21 protein-coding genes are annotated in these 18,132 nt (G+C 68.3%); 11 read left to right on the forward strand and 10 right to left on the reverse strand.

All coding sequences use genetic code 11. The annotated features are described in order from the left end of the window. Window positions 1-2: 2 nt before the first annotated feature. Window positions 3-674: an ATP-binding protein gene (locus ABD355_RS24870; RefSeq protein ID WP_344402820.1), complete on the reverse strand. Its 672-nt coding sequence runs from the start codon at window positions 672-674 to the stop codon at window positions 3-5. 180 nt (window positions 675-854) lie between these two features. Here ABD355_RS24870 and ABD355_RS24875 point away from each other — a divergent pair, with 180 nt between their 5' ends. Both ABD355_RS24875 and ABD355_RS24880 read left to right on the forward strand, forming a co-directional pair. Continuing rightward, window positions 855-1,703, forward strand: a complete 849-nt coding sequence (locus tag ABD355_RS24875; RefSeq protein WP_344402821.1) for a helix-turn-helix domain-containing protein — start codon at window positions 855-857, stop codon at window positions 1,701-1,703. Then, window positions 1,700-1,903, forward strand: coding sequence for a DUF397 domain-containing protein (locus ABD355_RS24880; protein WP_344402822.1), 204 nt, complete (start codon window positions 1,700-1,702; stop codon window positions 1,901-1,903). Before ABD355_RS24875 ends, ABD355_RS24880 begins: the two co-directional genes overlap by 4 nt. Here ABD355_RS24880 and ABD355_RS24885 read toward each other — a convergent pair. Then, the gene (locus ABD355_RS24885; RefSeq protein WP_344402823.1) at window positions 1,896-2,471 is read right to left on the reverse strand and encodes a hypothetical protein; all 576 of its coding nucleotides are present in this window, start codon (window positions 2,469-2,471) and stop codon (window positions 1,896-1,898) included. The two genes, ABD355_RS24880 and ABD355_RS24885, sit on opposite strands and share 8 nt — an antisense overlap. A 99-nt stretch (window positions 2,472-2,570) precedes the next feature. Between ABD355_RS24885 and ABD355_RS24890 the strand changes: the two genes are divergently transcribed. The 5 genes from ABD355_RS24890 to ABD355_RS24910 all read left to right on the forward strand — a co-directional run bounded on the left by ABD355_RS24890 (window position 2,571) and on the right by ABD355_RS24910 (window position 6,640). Further along, window positions 2,571-3,605: an SRA domain-containing endonuclease gene (locus tag ABD355_RS24890; RefSeq protein WP_344402824.1), complete on the forward strand. Its 1,035-nt coding sequence runs from the start codon at window positions 2,571-2,573 to the stop codon at window positions 3,603-3,605. Between the two features lie 198 nt (window positions 3,606-3,803). Further along, window positions 3,804-4,142: a hypothetical protein gene (locus tag ABD355_RS24895; protein ID WP_344402827.1), complete on the forward strand. Its 339-nt coding sequence runs from the start codon at window positions 3,804-3,806 to the stop codon at window positions 4,140-4,142. A gap of 44 nt (window positions 4,143-4,186) precedes the next feature. After that, window positions 4,187-5,434 (forward strand): WXG100 family type VII secretion target, encoded by a 1,248-nt coding sequence (locus ABD355_RS24900; RefSeq protein WP_344402828.1) that lies wholly within the window; start codon window positions 4,187-4,189, stop codon window positions 5,432-5,434. Further along, entirely contained in the window at window positions 5,431-6,306 is an 876-nt protein-coding gene (locus tag ABD355_RS24905; RefSeq protein ID WP_344402830.1) for a hypothetical protein, read from the forward strand. Before ABD355_RS24900 ends, ABD355_RS24905 begins: the two co-directional genes overlap by 4 nt. Before the next feature lie 163 nt (window positions 6,307-6,469). Then, entirely contained in the window at window positions 6,470-6,640 is a 171-nt protein-coding gene (locus ABD355_RS24910; protein ID WP_344402831.1) for a hypothetical protein, read from the forward strand. A 39-nt stretch (window positions 6,641-6,679) separates the two neighbouring features. Here the strand turns inward: ABD355_RS24910 and ABD355_RS24915 are convergent, their stop codons facing one another. Then, window positions 6,680-7,093: a winged helix-turn-helix transcriptional regulator gene (locus tag ABD355_RS24915; RefSeq protein WP_344402832.1), complete on the reverse strand. Its 414-nt coding sequence runs from the start codon at window positions 7,091-7,093 to the stop codon at window positions 6,680-6,682. 100 nt (window positions 7,094-7,193) lie between these two features. On the opposite strand from ABD355_RS24915, the gene ABD355_RS24920 reads away from it, so the two are divergent. After that, window positions 7,194-8,135 (forward strand): NADP-dependent oxidoreductase, encoded by a 942-nt coding sequence (locus ABD355_RS24920; protein ID WP_344402996.1) that lies wholly within the window; start codon window positions 7,194-7,196, stop codon window positions 8,133-8,135. Window positions 8,136-8,388: 253 nt separating this feature from the next. Here the strand turns inward: ABD355_RS24920 and ABD355_RS24925 are convergent, their stop codons facing one another. The 4 genes from ABD355_RS24925 to ABD355_RS24940 form a co-directional block, all read right to left on the reverse strand. Further along, on the reverse strand, window positions 8,389-9,090 hold the full coding sequence (locus ABD355_RS24925) for a hypothetical protein (RefSeq protein WP_344402833.1): 702 nt from the start codon (window positions 9,088-9,090) through the stop codon (window positions 8,389-8,391). Between the two features lie 61 nt (window positions 9,091-9,151). Then, complete coding sequence (locus ABD355_RS24930) at window positions 9,152-9,661, reverse strand: SigE family RNA polymerase sigma factor (protein ID WP_344402834.1); 510 nt, start codon at window positions 9,659-9,661, stop codon at window positions 9,152-9,154. Window positions 9,662-9,791: 130 nt separating this feature from the next. Next, window positions 9,792-10,556, reverse strand: a complete 765-nt coding sequence (locus ABD355_RS24935) for a hypothetical protein (protein ID WP_344402835.1) — start codon at window positions 10,554-10,556, stop codon at window positions 9,792-9,794. Continuing rightward, window positions 10,553-10,864, reverse strand: a complete 312-nt coding sequence (locus tag ABD355_RS24940) for a helix-turn-helix transcriptional regulator (RefSeq protein WP_344402836.1) — start codon at window positions 10,862-10,864, stop codon at window positions 10,553-10,555. Before ABD355_RS24940 ends, ABD355_RS24935 begins: the two co-directional genes overlap by 4 nt. 81 nt (window positions 10,865-10,945) lie before the next feature. Between ABD355_RS24940 and ABD355_RS24945 the strand changes: the two genes are divergently transcribed. After that, on the forward strand, window positions 10,946-11,971 hold the full coding sequence (locus tag ABD355_RS24945) for a hypothetical protein (protein WP_344402837.1): 1,026 nt from the start codon (window positions 10,946-10,948) through the stop codon (window positions 11,969-11,971). A gap of 343 nt (window positions 11,972-12,314) precedes the next feature. Here ABD355_RS24945 and ABD355_RS24950 read toward each other — a convergent pair whose 3' ends face one another. Further along, the gene (locus tag ABD355_RS24950) at window positions 12,315-12,737 is read right to left on the reverse strand and encodes a MarR family winged helix-turn-helix transcriptional regulator (protein ID WP_344402838.1); all 423 of its coding nucleotides are present in this window, start codon (window positions 12,735-12,737) and stop codon (window positions 12,315-12,317) included. Window positions 12,738-12,799: 62 nt separating this feature from the next. Between ABD355_RS24950 and ABD355_RS24955 the strand changes: the two genes are divergently transcribed. Both ABD355_RS24955 and ABD355_RS24960 read left to right on the forward strand, forming a co-directional pair. Continuing rightward, window positions 12,800-13,540, forward strand: coding sequence for an alpha/beta fold hydrolase (locus ABD355_RS24955; protein ID WP_344402839.1), 741 nt, complete (start codon window positions 12,800-12,802; stop codon window positions 13,538-13,540). A gap of 150 nt (window positions 13,541-13,690) precedes the next feature. Further along, the gene (locus ABD355_RS24960; protein ID WP_344402840.1) at window positions 13,691-15,121 is read left to right on the forward strand and encodes an alginate lyase family protein; all 1,431 of its coding nucleotides are present in this window, start codon (window positions 13,691-13,693) and stop codon (window positions 15,119-15,121) included. 12 nt (window positions 15,122-15,133) lie between these two features. On the opposite strand, the gene ABD355_RS24965 is transcribed toward ABD355_RS24960, so the two are convergent. Both ABD355_RS24965 and ABD355_RS24970 read right to left on the reverse strand, forming a co-directional pair. Further along, window positions 15,134-16,672 carry an MFS transporter gene (locus ABD355_RS24965; RefSeq protein WP_344402841.1) on the reverse strand — a complete coding sequence of 513 codons (1,539 nt, stop codon included), beginning with the start codon at window positions 16,670-16,672 and terminating at the stop codon, window positions 15,134-15,136. A 120-nt stretch (window positions 16,673-16,792) separates the two neighbouring features. After that, on the reverse strand, window positions 16,793-18,100 hold the full coding sequence (locus ABD355_RS24970) for a DUF445 domain-containing protein (protein ID WP_344402842.1): 1,308 nt from the start codon (window positions 18,098-18,100) through the stop codon (window positions 16,793-16,795). Window positions 18,101-18,132: the final 32 nt, after the last annotated feature.

The following is an 18,132-nucleotide window of genomic DNA, read 5'->3' on the forward strand; positions in this document are numbered from 1 at the left end:
CTTCATACGGACTCGCCGAGTTCAGCCTCAAAGTGAGTTTGGGCTCGGTCGAGTACGTCATCGGGGTCATAGCCATGCGCACTCAGCCAGTGCAGCACGTCGGCCATGACCCCGATAGCAGCCTCTTCTCCCGCTGCGGTGCTCAGCAGACTGCCACCCTCTACCACCGCCCTACCCTGCGGGAGCGGCCAGGAGCCATACAGATCGAGGATCGCCTCAGCCCGTGTGACCCGGGGGCCATTTGCCCGACCACCGGTGACGGAGGCACCGGCAGCGAGCTCACACCACACCACCTTGGAATTGCTGCGAAGAATCACACCCCACCGGTGGTCGGTTACAGCATCGACGAGTGCCATCCCCCGCCCCGACTCCAGAGCAGTACCGGCGGCAAGCAAGGTGGGCAACGCCCGCGCATCGGGATCTTCGACTTCCAGGCGTAGACATGACTCACTCAGCGTCATACGGAGCGTCGTCGGCGTCCCCTCGCCGACATGCCGGATGACGTTGGTTACCAGCTCCGATACACAGATCTGCGCGGCATCTACGTGATCGGACAGCCCCCACAGGATGAGCCGAATCCTCAACATCCTTCTCAGCTGGGCGACTTCACTCGGTTGGGCGACGAACGCGTGCTGCCAGGGCTCTCGTCCGACGCGACCGCTCACGTAGATCACCTTCGTCCACCTTTCGCACGCGCCGTTGCGCACCGTGCATCACATGATGACTCCGAGTGACAGCGTCGCAGCGACTGTCCCCTCATGCAACATGCACGAAGGGATTCCCCCTTTAGGGTGATTGGCCTTTCTCGCCCCTTCCGATGGGATGGACCTTCCGCTAACCCACAAGGAGTTGACATGGCTGGATCTCCCACCGCTCGCCGTCGCCGACTTGCGATCGAGCTCAAGCGGCTACGCGAGGAGAGCAGCCTTACCTGTAGCCAGGTGGGCAAGGAGTTGGACTGGAGCAGCTCCAAGGTCAGCCGCATGGAGACGGGACAGGGGCGCGTCCAACCTTCAGACGTCGAAGCCCTATGCCGCCTCTACGGGACCGCCGAAGAACTACGCGATCTCCTGAAGTCGTTGGCCAAGGAGTCCAAGACAAAGGGGTGGTGGCACGCTCACGGTGACGCGATTCCCGCCTGGTTCTCCGTGTACGTCGGACTCGAGCAGGCGGCTTCCAACTTGCGTAGCTATCAAGCCGAGTTCATTCCCGGCCTGCTGCAAACGGCTGAGTACGCAGCCGAGCAGTGCCGCGCCTGGGTCGACCACACCGCTGAGGACATCCAGGGCATGGTCGACGTCCGCATGCGACGCCAGGAGCTGCTCACCAGCGAGAGCGCACCCGACCTGTGGGCCGTTGTGCACCAAAGCGCACTGCAGCACGTAGTCGGCAGCCGCCAGGTTATGACCCACCAGCTCGAACGTATGCTGGAAATTGGCAAGTTGAAGAACGTGACCGTCCAGGTCCTGCCGTTCGACGCGGGTGCCTACCCCACCACGGGGTCGTACACGATCCTCGGCTTCCCGGAGCAGGAGGACCCGGACTTGGTCTACCGAGAGGGCCTCACCGATTCGGTCTACCTCGAAGAGCCCAAGGACGTATCCCTCTACACGAAAGCGTTCGACCACCTCAGGGCCTTGGCGCTGAGCCCTCAGCGTTCGACCTTGCTGATCTCGAGACTCCTGGAGGAGCACTCCCGATGATGCCGTCGTCCAACAGCCAGTGGCGTAAGAGCAGCTACAGCAACGGTATGGGGGGTGAATGTTTGGAGATGGCCGCGCTGGCCGAAGGCATCGCAGTACGCGACTCGAAGGTCACCTCGGGGCCGCAACTCACTGTCAGCAGGGTCACATGGAAGAACTTCATAGGCACCATTGCGCAGGCAGCAAGCCGCGTCAACTGACGGTCTGCATAGGGTCGCGAATTATCTCTCCAGCTCTCTGGAGGAAAGCGGCATAGGCATCGGTCATGTCACTCCCCGCCTGTTCATAGCTCGCCCAGTCTGGACTCCGACCTTCGGAAACGGCTCTCTCTACTTGAAGAATGGAACTCACCGCCGCAACTGCCTTTCGTGTCAGGCCGTACGCCAGCACCCTCGCCTCATCCGGCCCCCACAACGCCAACAAGCTTGTCCTGTCTTGCAGCCCCAGTGCAGCCCGTCGTAGTTCGTCTCTCGTCGCTACATCAAGCGGGGCTCCACCCCTGACCCCAGGTGTGATGCGTGCGAGCACCTCATCAAGAGCCGTGTAGGCCGCGAGGAGAGCGGCGAAAGATTGATATCGCTGGCTACGCACCCACTGCCAGTGCTCTGCTGCCGCTTCCCCGTGGACCTGTGCGAGCGCGGCCTCAACGGCCTTGCGCCCACCCACCTTTGCTCCCCTTTCGGCATACCTCCCCGCGATCACAGCCCCGATGACTGCTGCTATGAGTCCGATGCCACCTGCTAAAACCGTCGCCGTCGAGTCACCCATGCCACCATCCTCACCTGGGTGGAGGACCATCACAACGCCATCACGAGCGACGTGTCAGATCTGCCACTCTGTGCCCACTGAGACCACTAGCCTCGGATCATGACGACCCACACATCCGGGTTTCGCCCGGGTCAGATCCTCACACGCGCAGAAATACATCCCGTACTCGGCGGGGCCGGCTACGCCGGAATCTGCCCAGCAGTCGAGAAGAGGAACGTCCTCATCTTCTCCGACAGCAAGGTCGGCGAAGGCTTCGGGTATCGCGACGGGTGGCTTGCCGAAAATGACGACATCGGCCCCATATTCACCTATACCGGCGTCGGGAAGCGTGGCGATCAGGCCCTGGCGGGCGGCAACAGATCGATCCTGGAGCACGCCGAAAAGGGTCGCACCCTGCACCTGTTCGTCGCCGTGGGCAAGGTTGCCGGAAGCGATACCCGGACACATATGTACATAGGTGAATTCAAGGTCGATGAACGCAAGCCATTCGAAATACGGGGAGCTAAGGATGAATTAAACGCAGATCGCAACGTAATCGTCTTCCGCTTACGCCCCACCGGCCTGTACATCCGCCGGGAAGAGGACACCCTCCCGCGCACCACCAATCCCCGCTCCCGATTCAACCGCACCGCTGCCAAGCTCCCCCGTGCTTATCGACGTCAGAAACGCCAGCGGGGACAGTTGTCCGACGCCGACCACGTGGCTGCTACTCGCGATGACCTGGCCGACGACTTCGAAGAGAGCTCTCTGGCTGCAGGAGAAACGATCGGCCAGCTAGAGGTGTCGATGCGCGACGCAACGGCTCAACTCATGCTCGAGCTCTACAACCCAGCCAGTAACACGGTCTATGAACCGACAGGGAGTGCGGCCAGCGAGTCGATGGCGGAAGCCATGGCTCAACTCTTGCTAGCACGCCATCACTTGCGAAGCATTGCCCACAGCCAGCCGCTCCACCTGATGGTTCTCACCCCAGAACTCCCTCGCGAGGACCTCCGCAACCTGCTGGCGGAACACGGGATTGGCGTGGTGTATCGCAACGAGAGCGGCGGCTTCTCCGAGTTCGAGGCAAGCACCACCACGTCGGGCAACACCCTTAGAGCTTTCCGCTGCTTGGATTGTCCCGTGCCCGCCTAGTGGGCGTGAGCATCGTCTCCGCGCCCAGGACGAGGCGTTCCGGGCTGAGCCCGCTCCCCCGGCACCCGCCCAGTGAGCCAACTCACGACCGCCGAAGCGATCTTTGCCTCACCTTTGCGTTACTCACAGTCGGGAATCGGAAACGGCCAACTAGGGTCGAACGCCCGTGCAGTTGACGGAGGGGGAGGACGCGAAGTCATGGGCGGCAAGGACGAGATACTCGACATCAAGGTCGACGACATCAAGACGGCGGCGCCCGCCTTCCACCGCGAAAGCGTTGCCCTCGCACACGCGCTGACCAAGCTGCAGCACGGCCTGGCCGCCGCGGGCGCCCCGTGGGGTAACGACGAGCAGGGCGCGAAGTTCCACACCGCGTACGGCCCGCACGTCAAGCAGATCGAGCACGCCGCGCAGATCCTCGTCGAAGGCCTGGCCAGCGTCCACGCGGGCCTGGCTGACATGGCGGACAAGCACATCGACAACGAAGAGCGCGTCCGGGGGATGTTCGGGCACAGCGGCACGGGTGACGGCAAGTGAGTGTTGCGGACAAGGCCCGCAAGGTCGTCCAGGACCTGACGGGCATGTGGTGGCCGGATGCTGACGAGGACGGGCTGCGGGAAGCCGCCCGGGCGTGGCGGGCCTTCGCCGAGGATGTCGAGGACATCCAGGCCGCCGCGAACAAGACCGCCCGTGCGCTGATCGAGGACAACAAGGGCGAGTCGATCGATGCCTTCGACAGGTTCTGGCGCCGGTACTACGACAACGGGCGTGGCTGGCTGAAGGACGTGCCGGATGCGGCCCGGGACATGGCCAAGGCGCTGGACGCGTACGCGGACGCCGTACACGGGGCGAAGAAGCATCTCGAACACGAGCTGGAGATCGTCGGCGCCACGCTCGTCGCAGGCACCGCCCTGGCCGTCTTCACCGCCGGCCTCTCCGAGGGCGCCGCAGCTGCCGCCGCGGTCACTGTCACCGAGCTCGCGGCCTCCTTGGGGGTGGCGGTGAGCGAGGAGATTGCCGCCATCGCCGGCACCACCTTGGTCACCGCCGCGTTCGGTGGCGTGGAGTCCGTCACGGTGGACCTGGCCGTCGCCCAGCCCACGGCCATCGCCCTGGGCGAGCAGAAGGGCGGCATCAACCTCGACGAGGCCCGGCAGGCCGGGGTATCCGGGGCACTCCTGGGCGGCTTGCTGGGTGGGGCCGGGGCCACTTACGGGGCTGCACGATCCGGGGGTTTGTCCGGCCTGTTCGACGGGATCAACCTTGATCTCGCCGGGCCGCGCATGGCATTGGCTGGCGTTCCCGGCGACCTTTCGGAAGACCTCGCAGCCGGTGACGCCTACGCGATGAGGGTGGGCGGTGCTGGTGCGGGTGCTGGGCCGGGCAAAGGGCCCTGGCCTGCGGGGAGTGGCATCGATGGGCCCGCGGCTGGCAAGGATCTCAAGCCCCCGCATCCCCGGCATACGATCTCCGGGGCAGGCAGCGGCGAGGTCAAGGAGGCGAACAGTGTCGTCCTCCGCGGTTACGAGCAGGACATTAACCAGGACGTCGCCGACATCGCGGCCGGCAGGGCCACCTGGGACGGCAACAGCAGCCGTTACGAGATCAACGGACGCACGTACGGCGTCGAGGACACGGGAAGGGTGTTCCCCGACAGCGGCAAGGGCATTGTCAAGCTCGACCGGAACGAATATGCCGCCCTCCAGCAGATCGTCAAGGCCAAGGGAGATCTCAGCGCCGCACCGCAGCTGACCCGGAACCCACGCTTCACCAACAACCCAGGTGTCGTACAGAAGGCCCTGGCTGTCTACAACGGGACCTATCCATGACGTACAACCTCCTTTCCGTGCAGCCGCTGGACGTCGCAACCGTCGCAGCGGCGCTCGCCCAGTGCCTGCAGGTGCGCGCACAGGAGGTGGACGTCGCCGACGAGACCACCGACCAGGACCTACGCAATTGGGATGCCCTGGTGCTGTGCGAGACGGCGAGGGTCCGCGGCGACGTTGCCACCTCTTTGGACATCTACATCCAGGATTCCGTGCAGCCGCAGCCCGCTGAGCGCGAGCTGGCATCTGCCTTCGCACAGGCAGCAGGCACGGCGGTCCTCTTTCCCGCCGAGGAAACGCCGCCAAGCGCTTACTGGCTGGCCACCGCAGAAGGGCTCGTCACACGAGCACGGCTGTACGGATCCGACGACGAAGAGCCCCGCCTCACGATCGACAGGGTCGAGACTCCCGTCGGCCAGCTTCCGCACGTCACCGTTGCCCGCATCCCCGAAATCGTCCGAGAGCTGAAGATCGCCACCCCACTGGCCGATGCCTTCGCGGCGCACCTGCAGCGCCTACAGCCGGAGGAGACCAGCACCCCGGGTGCACCAGCCTGGACGGCAAGGACTTGTCTGGGCGCCTGGGAGAAACTCGTCCGACAGCTTGAAGCCGCATGGGCGCCCTCCGGCTGGTATCCGCAGGACCTCTACCGCGAACGTCTGGAAGCCCGCGACAAACTGGAGCAGGTATGTACCCAGCTGCCGGAAAACATCACCGTCTTGCTCCACAACTCACTCGATCCGCTGGACGCTCTTTTCGCCGAGCTGACCGTCGAGGACACCGATCTGCTTCGCAAGGAGCTGGGGAGGCTCGAGGACGCCGCCGCGGAACACGGCTGGTGGTGGAACCGCCGCCCGGAGCCTCTGCCCTGGTGACGCTCACCCTGGAACCGGTGGGCCTCACTTACGGAGCATGACGTCCTGATGAGGTCTGAGGTCCGGGCTCATCCCATCCCGCGGCGGAGCACCAACGCGTCGTACAACGGCGCATCGGAGAACGGCAGTACTGGATCTGTCGTGCAGTACGCAACTGGCTCTCATGGATCTCGGCGTAGACGTCGAGAACCTGCTGGCGAATGCCGCCCCGACCTCCTGCGTCCCTGAGTTCGACAAGGACTGCGCGAAGATCGTCCAGAGCCGGCCCACCTCGTCCTCGTCGACGAGCGTCTTCACCCGCAGGAATGCCAGCAAGCGGGCTGGGTCTGGATGACGAATCCGAGGGCAGCGAGGCGCTGCCGAGCGGAGGCTGTCAGGCCGTGACGGGCTGTACCTCCTGGGCGGCCCGCGCGTCGTAGGCGTCGCGGGCGTCCAGCACGGCATTGATGTTTTCCTCGGACCAGGCGCGGATTGCATGCATCAGCGCGGTGACGCTCTCGCCCAGCTCCGTGGCCGCGTATTCAACCTTCGGCGGAATGGTCGGGTAGACCGTGCGGGTGACGAGGCCGTCCCGCTCCAGGGTACGTAGGGTCTGAGTGAGCATCTTCTGAGTGATGCCGTCCAGGCGGCGGCGCAGCTCGCCAAAGCGCATCGGGCCGCCGGACAGTGCGCCCATGACCAGCATGGTCCACTTGTTGGCGAGTACGTCCAGGATCTGGCGGGAGGGGCAGGCAGCCAGATAGGCGTCCGCGCCGCCGTAGAAGCGCAGGTTGTCAGTAGTACCCATGAGGTACCTATATACCTTTGAAGTGCCTTCTGTTCAACGGGTACCGCCCTGCCGAGGATAGGGGCATCCCGAACGACTTTCCGAACAGGAGTGCATGACGATGCGTGCGATCACCCAGAAGTCCTTCGGCGGCCCCGAAGTGCTGGAGCTCGTCGACGACGCGCCCAAGCCGGCACCTGGACCGACGCAGGTGCTGGTCCGCGTCAGGGCGACCAGCGTCAACCCCGTGGAACTGTTCGTCCGCTCCGGCGCCTTCCCGTTGCTGGGCGAGCCACCTTTCGTCCTGGGCTGGGACGTCTCTGGGGTGGTGGAGCAGGTCGATCCGGGTGTGCACCGGTTCAAGGCCGGCGACGAGGTGTACGGGATGCCGTACTTCCCGGCCGCGGCCGGGGCGAACGCCGAGTACCTCGTCGCCCCCGCACGGCAGTTGGCTCGCAAGCCCGCAGGGATCAGCCACGAGGAGGCCGCGGCGCTGCCGCTGGTCGGCCTGACCGCCTGGCATGCGCTGGTGGAAATCGCGCAGCTGCGGCCTGGGCAACGGGTACTGATCCACGGTGCGGGTGGCGGGCTCGGGCACATCGCGGTGCAGCTGGCCAAGCACCTCGGCGCAGAGGTGATCGGCACGGCGAGCGCGGCCAAGCACGACTTCCTGCGCGAGTTGGGTGCGGACCAGCTGGTCGACTACCGGACCCAGGACTACACAGAGGTGCTTCGCAACGCGCCAGTTGACGTGGTGCTGGAGACCCTGGGCGGCGGGAACGCCGAGCGTTCCTTCGGCGTGCTGCGTCAGGGCGGCGTGCTGGTGACGGCGGTGGAGCGGCTCAGCACCACCCTGCCGCAGCTGGCGAAGCAGTCCGGCGTGCGCTTCGCGGCGGTGGGCGTCGAGCCGGACCCGGCCGGTCTGGAGGCACTGGCCCAGCTGGTCGAGGAGGGAAGGCTTCGGGTGCACCTGCAGCAGGTGTTCCCGCTGGAGAGCTTGTCCAAGGCTCACGAGGTGCTGGCGGCCGGTGGCGTGCAGGGCAAGCTTGCGATCACGGTCTGAGAGCCGGATTCGGTGGAGCTCTCGCCGGTGACCACGCTGAGCACGGGCGAGCCTTCCCGGCCCGCGCTGCGAACGCGGGCCTGCTCGGTGACCATCACAGGATCATTCGGGAAGGTATGGCTTCCGCGTTCGTCCCGGAACCGATCCACAGGTCTTGAGCACTGCTCCCCTATGGGTCCTCTCAGCACTTTGCCCTGCGCTCGCTGAAGGTACGGCTACGGGCCGGGTTTGTCCCGCACGCCCGCGGCGGCCGTCACCGCCACCGCGAGCTGGTAGCGATGGCCCGCAGTTGCCCCAGTGTCAGGATCGGCGTGGAGCGGGTCGAGGGGCCGTTCTGGGTCGGGGCCTGCCACTCCATGAGGGTGACGTAGAGGCCGTCCGGGTGCAGTACGTTCACCGTCTGGTGGCCGGGGCTCGTGCCGGGGGGTGACTGCCGGGACTGGATCAGGGTGCCGTCGGGCAAGGGGGTCGTGCCGGCGAAGACGTGGTTGCGGATCTCGGTGGTGGAGGTCTGCCGGGAGACGTGCACTTCGAGCAGCGACTTGCCGTGGCCGTCGTCCACCCACAGCTGCCCGGACCGTCGGCCGCCGGGCGGGGTCGAGTGGGTCAGGCCGGTCGGCAGCAGCGGGGTGAGGGTGGCGAGGGCGCGGTCGGCGGGCAGTGTGCCGGTGAAGGTCGGCTTCGGGGCGGCGGATGCCGTGGCCGAGACCGCCGGATCGGCGAGCGTGCGGTCGGCGTTCGTACGCCCGTGGGACAGCTGTCCGGGAACGACCAGCGCGCCGAGGCCGACGAGCGCGAGTACCGCCGCCCCGCTCACGCCGAGGGCCGTCGCGCGGCGGCGGCGCCTGCGCCGGCCGTTGCGGAGGCCCGCTTGCAGAAGTGACGGGGTGTTGGGCGGCTCGAAGGGCTGGAAGGTGGTGCGGAGGGCTTCGGTGAAGTCTTCTTCGATGGGCATGGTGGGGCACCGCGTTTCGGGAGTCGGTGAAGAGGGTGAGGCAGGCGCCGCGGCACAGGGGTCAGGGGCTGACGAGCTCGGACAGGTCGTGGCCCAGGAGGTCCCGGATGCGGGCCAGTGCGCGCATGCTCTGGTTGCGTACCGCGCCCGGCCGCACCTGGAGGATCGCGGCGGTCTGCTCGACGCTGCGGTCCTCCCAGTAGCGCAGGAGCAGCACGGCCCGGTCCCGCGCCGAGAGCCGACCGAGAGCGTCGAGCAACGTGACCCGCAGCGGGGCGTCGTGCTCGGTGGCGGCACCGGAGTCCGGCAGGGTGTCGGTGGGCTGCTCAGAGCTGCTGCGTCGGCGGCGGTAGGACAGGTAGGTCCGTACGAGGACGGTGTGGGTGTAGGCCGCCGGGTCGTCAACCTGCGCGATCTTGCGCCAGTTGGCATACGTCCGGCCCAGCGTGTCCTGCACCAGGTCCTCCGCGAGGTGCACATCACCGCTGGTGAGCACACACGCAGAGCGGAACAGAGGTGCGGATCGCGCAGCGGCGAACACCATGAATTCCTCTTCGTACCGGCGCTTCATCCGAGATCCTGTTCGTCGTCCACACTCTGTAGACGCTGTGGCCGCCGGGTTACGTCCCACCCGGAGCAGCAGAAATCTGGGCCGCCCTGGATTCCGCACCTTGACCTGCACGTACTCCGACAGCTGGGGCCTACGCCCTCTTCCGCCGTAGGTCGTGGCCGGCGCTGATGGCCGTGGCGGCCAGGAGGCCCAGCGTCAGAGTTTCGACGAGGGAGCCCGGTCGAGGGGCGGTCCGGACGATGGCGAGGAGGCTCTGCCCTGCTGCGAGGGCCAGTCCCGTCCCGATGTGCAGAAGGGCGGTGGACAGTCGGCGCGTGGTCGGCAGGGCGGCGGTCCGGGTGATGCGGGCGACGAAGACGCACAGGCGCAGTGCGACGAATCCGAGCGTGAGCCAGTAGCAGAGGACCACGGCGGCGTCGGCGAAGCCCGTGAGGTGTTCGGCCGCGCCGCTCCAGGCCGTCAGGCACAGGGCCACGACCGCGGCGGCCGGGGCGGTCAGGGTACGGACCGCCGAGGCCGTCAGGGAGCGCAGTGCCGCGCCGCTCGGCCGGGGAAGCGGCGCTGCGAGGACGATGCCGAGCAGGAGCGGGGCGATCCACAGGCTGGTGGCGGGGTGGTGGACGTCGGCCGTGAGGGTGGTGGAGGGTGCGGCCGAGCGCAGCAGCAGTCCGGTGACCGCCGTAAGCGCGAACAGGGCGACGGTCAGGACGCGGCGGGTCTGGCCGGTGGACGTCTCGGGCCAGTCGCCGGGGTGCAGCCACAGTCGCGCCGCCCCCGCGAGGGTGTCGGGCCAGGAGCGGATTCCCGCCGCGGACACCTCGTGACGGATGTCCTCGCCCCATCGCTCGCACACGGCCGGCGGGTAGAGCCGGGTCAGGAGCGTGGCCGCGTTCATGCCGGGGTGATCCCGAGGGCGCGCAGGCCGGCGGCGGAGATGCGGGCCATCTGCTGGAGTTCGGCGCGCAGTTGATCGCGGCCCGCGTCGGTGATCTGCATGGTGCGGTGGCGTTCCTGGGTTTCTGACGCCTGGTCCGCAGGCTGGATCAGCTCGCGCCCCTCCAGCCGGGACAGCGCTCCGTAGAGGCTGCCCGGGCCGAGTTTGCGGCCGGTGAGTTCTTCGATCGCGGTGTTGATGGCGTATCCGTGCAGCGGGCCGTCCGCGAGGACGGTGAGCACGAGCATCTGGGCGTCGTTGCTGTGCATGGGTTTCCTTGCCTCCCGGCCACATGGTACGAGCCGCGATGCTACTTGTCACGTAGTACGAGGTGCGTACTATAGCGGGCCATGGAACACGTGAAGGAGAACCGCCGGGCCTGTCCGGCAGCGGTCTGGACGAGCCTCGGCACGGCCGGTGTGTTCGAGGCGTTGACGGTGCTGGAGACCCAGGACAAGACGGTCAGGGCGGCCAGTCCGTGGCAGGACGACCCGTACGACGTGGTGGTGTCCCTGGCTCAGTTCGCGGTGCCGGTGCTCGCCCTGGTGATCGCGTTACGGCTGCTCGTGTGGCGGGCGCCGGGGGGCGCGGACCGGGCGCGGCAGACGGTGCGTGCGGCGGGCGCGTTGCTCACGCTGGTCGGGCTCACGGTGGTGTCCGAGTGGGCCGCGGTCATCGCCGGGGCGCCTGCCTCGCCCTCGGGGACATGGGCATCGGTGCTGATCGGCGGGCTGGTCGTCAGCTCCGTACTCACCCTGGTGGCGGCAGTGTCGCTTGCGCGATGTCGCCGCCGGCGCCGCTCGGCCGGCGGCCCGGGCAGCGACTGGCTCGGCGACGCCGTCCTCCTCTGCCGACGGATTCCCGTGCTGCGGCGCTGGGCCGGTCCTGACGCGGCGGTCTGGGTGCGCCGGCGCGCGATGACGGTGTTCGTCACGCTGAGCACGCTGACCGCGGCGACCCTCACCGGTGCGCAGGCCATCGGCGAACGCTGGACGGACCCGCTGCTGATCGCCTGGTTTCTGGTCGTCGCAGCGACCTCCCACCTCGCGTTCTGCGTGATCAGCAACGCGGTCGCGGGCTTCATCGCCCGGCCGCCGCGCACCCGGCCCCGCCGTATCGCCGAGGCATCGGCCGTCGCCGGGTGCGTCGCGATCAGTGTCGCGACGGCGTTCCGTGACGCGCTGTGGCCGCTGTTCGGGACGGGCTCGTTGACGTCCGTACCGGCCCTGGCCGCCCTCACGCTCGGCGCCGGTCTGGCCACGTCCCTGGTCACCGCCGCTCTGCTGCTCGCGTGCTCGCCGTATGACCCCGCCGGCTTGCGCCGTCGCTTCGGCGCGGCCGCCACCCACCTTCGACGACCCGGTGCGCACCGGTGAAAGGCGTGACGAGGGGACCGTCCACGGCGCAGGAACAGGCGATACCGACGATCTGCGACCGGCAGCGCGAGCATCGTGGGCGAACCGGTCGGGCCCGTGGCCGTCGACCATCCGGACAGTCACCTGACCGGGGCCGCCGACCACAGCAGCCGCAGGTGGGCCCGGCCGGGCAGGTGCGGCACGCACGCGGGTCCGTCGATGAGCACGCCGACTGCGTGCAGCACGTCCGCGGCCCGCGAGCTGCCCAGACGGTACGGACGCAGGCAGGCCGTCGGTTTCCCCGTTGTGCGGCGGTGGCGCGCCCCGGCGCTTTGTCGACTGAACCGGCAGGGGTACCGCTCGGTCAGGGCTTCGCGACCGTTCCGTTCAGGCGTTGCAGCAGGTCCAGCAGCGTTGCCCGGTCCGGCTCGGGCAGCGGTGCGAAGGTCTCGGCCAGCACCTCGTCGGCCACCTTGTGTCCGGCCTTCAGAAGCCGTTCGCCCGCCGGTGTCAGGTGGTGTTCGATACGGCGGCCGTGTCCCGGGCGGCGCTCGACCAGATCCTGTGCGGTCAGCCGGCCCACCAGGGTGCCGAAGGCCTGCTCGGTCTGGAAGGTGGCGGCGGCCAGTTCGCGGGCCGATGCGCCGGGGGTGCGGGCGATCGCACGGAGCGCGTCCCACTGGGCGAGGGTCGAGCCGACCGTCGCCAAGGCGCTGTCCAGTGCGCGGTGTTGGCGGTACTGGGCTTGTTTGACCGCCCGGCCGAGGAGTTGCAGGTCAGCGTGCATGGACGCAGTTTAGCCGAAAGCTAAGCTAGCTTATATAAACATCTTTAGTTATGCTCTCGGGCATGACTCCTTCAGATCACAGCTCCGGCCGTCCTGTCCTTGTCCTGCACGGCGGCGGAGGTCCCGCCACCGTCGCCGGGATCGTCCGGCATCTGTCCGGTGCCGGTCCTGTGCTGGCTCCCGTACACCCCGGGTGGGACGGGACTCCTCGCCCCGACTGGTGCACGGGGGTCGACGACCTCGCGCTCTCCTACCTCCACCTCCTCCAGGACCGTGACCTGGACGACGTCCTGGTCGTCGGATCCTCCCTCGGGGGGTGGATCGCCGCGGAGATGGCGGTGCGGGACGCCGGGCAGCGGATCAGCGGGCTGGTGCTGATCGATGCGGTCGGTGTGTACGTCGAGTCCGAGCCGATCGCGGACTACTTCGCCCTCGATGCCCGTGCCGCGGCGGAGCTCTCCTGGCACGAACCGGACCGCTATTACGTCGACCCGGCCTTGCTGCCCGCCGAGCAACTTGCCATGCGGCAGGGCAACATGGCCACCATGCGCCTGCTCGCGGGCGAGCCGTACATGCATGATCCGAAGCTGCTGCGACGGCTGAGGCGTGTGCGGACGCCCGCGCTGCTGGTGTGGGGCGAGAGCGACCGGATCGTGACGCCCGGTTATGGCGCCGCGTATGCCGCCGCCTTCGGGGACGGGCGGCTCGAAGTCGTGCCCAAGGCCGGGCACCTGCCGCAGATCGAGCAGCCGGAGGCCACGCTCGGCCTCATTGAGGAGCATCTCCGGCGGACGGGGCGGTAGGCAGCCACAAGACCGGACACAGCCCCGCGTCCGTGAAATGCCGGCGGCGCCCGGTGGTCGGGCCCCGCCGCGCAGCCGCACAACAGAGACCGCCTGGTGCGGCCCCGCCCGGTTTTCGTTATCGGGGACCGCCCCGCCCGTCTCCGTGGCATGCATGTGACACGACAGATCAGCCGGCGCACCATGCTCAAGGCCACGGGCGCCGGAGCCGTCGGCCTCACCACTGTCACCACCCCCGCGGTGGCCGCGGGCGGGACCTTCGCGCATCCCGGACTCCTCCACACCCGCGCCGACCTCGCCCGTATGGCCGCCAAAGTGAAGGCGGGCGCCTCCCCCTACACCGCCGGGTACGCGAAGCTGACCGCCAACCGGCATGCGCAGAGCGACTGGACGCCCAATCCGCAGACCATCGTGTACCGGGGCGTGGAACTGCGCCCCCGCAGCACATGGCCGCAGAACTACGGAATCCTCTACAACGACATCCACGCCGCGTACCAGAACGCCCTGCGCTACCACGTCAGCGGCGACAGCGCCCACGCCGACACCGCCGTCGCGATCCTCAACGCCTGGTCGGCGAAGCTCACGAAAGTCAGCGGCAGCGCCGACCGGTGGCTGGCCGCCGGGATATACGGGTACCAGGCCGCCAACGCGGCCGAGCTCGTCCGCGACCACAAGGACTTCCAACTCGAGAGATTCCAGAAGATGCTGGTCGACGTCTTCTACTCGCTGAGTGAGGACTTCCTCCTCCGCCACAACGGCACTCCCGCCCCCCACTACTGGCCCAACTGGGACCTGTGCAACATGGCCTGCGCGCTGGCCACGGGCATCTTCTGCGACGACCAGGCCAAGGTCGAGCAGGCCGTCGAGTACTTCAAGCACGGCGTCGGCATGGGCTCGATCAAGCACGCCATCCCGGTCGTGCTCGACGACGGGCTCGCCCAGTGGATGGAGGCCGGGCGCGACCAGGGGCACTCGCTGCTGGGCGTCGGCCTGATGGGCACCGTCTGCGAGATGGCCTGGAACCAGGGCATCGACCTGTACGGCTACGACGACAACCGCTTCCTCAAAGGCGCTCAGTACGTGGCCAAGTGGAGCCTGGGCGGGAATGTGCCGTACACGCCCTACGCGCTCGTGGACCGTCGGCCGGGGATCCAGCAGCCCACCAAGGCCGCCCCCGCCGACCCGGCGCAGATACGGCCGGTCTGGGCCATGATCGCCAACCACTACACCAAGCGGCGCGGGCTGTCCGCCACCTACCTCACGCAGATCGCCGCCAAGTCCGCGCCCGAGGGCGGCGGCGGGGACTACGGACCGAACAGCGGCGGGTACGACCAACTCGGCTTCGGCACGCTGGCGTTCACCCGGGACCAGCAGGTGACCACCGCCACGTCCACGCCGTCGGCCTCGCCCTCGCCCTCGCCCTCGCCCTCGCCCTCCGCATCCCCCGCCGGTGGCGACCTCGCCGCCACCGGTTCCGGGGACGTCGTCGGATGGGCGGCCGCCGCGGGGGTCACCGCCGTCGCCGGCGGGCTGCTGTTCCTGCGGCGCCGTGACCGGGTGCGGCAGGGCGACACCCGGTGACGCGTCGTAGTCCTACGCCGTGGCCGGTCGCGACCTCCCCGTCCCCTCCTTCGCCGACCGGGCCTTCCCGGTCACCGTCGATGCCGCCGCCGTGAGCGGCTTCGCGATGTCCTCCAGGGAGCGGCGTTCGGCTCGTACCGCCAGGAACGCCGCGACCAGGCCCGCCGCACACATCAGGGCCGCACCGATCTGGAAGGCGAGGACCGTGTCGCCGACCTTGCCCGTGCCGGTGAGGTCGGCGAACAGCAGCGGGCCGCTGATGCCGCCGGCCGCGGTGCCGAGGGCGTAGAAGAAGGCGATGGACATCGCGCGGGTCTCCATCGGGAAGACCTCGGAGACCGTCAGGTACGCGCTGGACGCTCCCGCGGACGCGAAGAACAGGACCGCGCACCAGCAGGCCGTCAGTGTGCCCGCGCTCAGCGAGCCCCGGTCGAACAGCCAGGCCGTGCCGAACAGCAGCAGGCCCGAGATCAGGTACGTCGACGAGATCATCACCCGGCGGCCGACCGTGTCGAAGAGCTTGCCGAGCAGCAGCGGGCCGCAGAAGTTGCCGATCGCGATCACCGCGAAGTAGTAGCCGGTGTCGTCGGTCGGGACGTTGAAGAACTTCGTCAGGATCGCGCCGAAGCCGAAGGTGATCGCGTTGTAGAGGAAGGCCTGGCCGATGAAGAGCGAGAAGCCGAGGATCGAGCGCCGACGGTAGTCGGAGAACACCGTGCGGGCGATCTCCACGAAGGTCACGCTGCGACGCTGGTGGATGGTGATCTCGCCCTCGGGGCGGTCCAGCGGCCGGCCCTTCTCCGCCTCCACCTGTTCCTCGATCGACGTCACGATCTCTTCCGCCTCACGGTCCCTGCCGTGGATCAGCAGCCACCGTGGACTCTCCGGGACATGCCGTCGTACGAGAAGGATCACGAACGCCAGGAGCGCGCCGAGGGCGAACGTCAGCCGCCAGCCCACGTCCTTCGGCAGGACGGCGGTGTTCAGCGCGACGATCGACAGCAGCGAGCCGCCCACCGCGCCGAGCCAGAAGCTGCCGTTGATGATCAGGTCGACGCGGCCGCGGTAGAAGGCCGGGATGAGCTCGTCGATCGCCGAGTTGATCGCCGCGTACTCGCCGCCGATGCCGAAGCCGGTCAGGAAGCGGAAGGCGAAGAACCACCAGCTCGAGAAGGAGACGGCGGTCAGGGCGGTGGCCGCGAGATACACGGCCAGGGTGATCATGAAGAGCTTCTTCCGGCCCCATTTGTCGGTCAGCCGGCCCCAGAACAGGGCACCGGCACACGCTCCCGCCACATACAGGGCGGCCGCGATGCCGGTGACCTGGCCCGAGGAGATCGCCAGGCCGCTGCCGGACTCGGACAGCCGGCTGGCGATGTTGCCGACGACCGTGACCTCCAGGCCGTCGAGGATCCAGACGGTGCCGAGGCCGATGACGATCGTCCAGTGCCAGCGCGACCATGGGAGACGGTCGAGACGGGCGGGGATGTTGGTGGTCACGGTGTGGCCGGTTGCAGCGGCGGCGCTGCCGCTGGGCTGGGCGCTGGGCATGGGCTCCCTCCTCATCGAGCGAACCGGGCCCGGGTATCCCGGACCGGCGGCACTACGCCCGGTGGTCGGTGAGTCCCCCGGCTTGGATCAGCGGACCCAGGCCGCTGGGTGGCCCCGCCCCTACGCCCCCAGCGCCCGCGACACCGTATAGATCAACAACCCGGCCAGTGAGCCGACCACCGTGCCGTTGATCCGGATGAACTGCAGGTCGCGGCCGATGTGGGCCTCGATCTTGCGGGTGGTGTGCTCGGCGTCCCAGCCGGCCACGGTGTCGGTGATCAGGGAGGTGATCTCCTTGCGGTAGGTGGTGACCACGTAGACCGCCGCGCCCTCCACCCAGCCGTCCACCTTGGCCTGCACCTTCGGCTCGGACGCCATCCGCGCGCCGAGCGACAGCAGTGAGGCCCGCACACGCAGGCGCAGCTCGCTGCGCTCGTCCTCCGCCGCCGAGACGATCATGGATCGTACGGCGGTCCAGGCGGAGGCGATCAGGTCCTGGACCTCGCCACGGCCGAGGACCTCGCCCTTGAGCCGCTCGACACGCGCGCGCGTGTCGGTGTCGGACTGCAGGTCGGAGGCGAAGTCCGACAGGAAGCGGTCCAGCGCTCCCCGCGCGGGATGGGACGGCATGTCGCGCATCTCACCGGCGAAGCGGAGCAGTTCCTTGTAGACGCGCTCGCCGACCCTCTTGTCGACGAAACGGGGCGTCCAGCCGGGGGCACCGCCCTGGACGGCCTCCATGATCTCCGTGTCGTGCCAGACCAGCCAGTCGTGCGCCCGTGTCACGATCAGGTCGACGACCCGTTTGTGGCCGCCGTCCGCGACGATCTTCTCCAGCATCTTTCCGATGCCGGGTGCGATCTCCTGGGCGTCCGCACGCCGCGTGATCGCCTCGCCCACCACCGCCTGCACGTCCGAGTCGCGCAGCACGGTCAGCGCGCCCCGCAGGGCCGCCGACAGCTCGGCCGTCACCCGGTCCGCGTGTTCGGGGTCGGCGAGCCACGCGCCGAGCCGGCTGCCGATGCCGACGGCGCGCAGACGCTGTCGTACGACGTCCTCGGAGAGGAAGTTCTCGCCGACGAACTCGCCCAGGGACACCCCGAGCTGGTCCTTCTTGGTCGGGATGATCGCCGTGTGCGGGATCGGCAGGCCCAGCGGGTGGCGGAAGAGGGCGGTGACCGCGAACCAGTCGGCGAGCGCGCCCACCATGCCCGCCTCGGAGGCCGCCGCGACATAGCCCGCCCAGGGGCCGGCCCCGGAGTTCTCCGCCCACTTGGCGAGGGCGTACACCAGCGCCACGAAGAGCAGCAGCCCGGCCGCGGTGAGCTTCATGCGGCGCACCCCGCGCTGCTTCTCCTCGTCGGCGGCGCTGAACGTCGTCATCGTGCGGGCGGTGACACCCTTCCCCACCGGATTCGTGCGCTCCATACGCTCCACCCGTTCGTGATCGCCTGCACACA

Origin of the sequence: Streptomyces longisporus, from assembly GCF_039532765.1 — a bacterium.
Classification (GTDB): Bacteria; Actinomycetota; Actinomycetes; order Streptomycetales; family Streptomycetaceae; genus Streptomyces; species Streptomyces longisporus.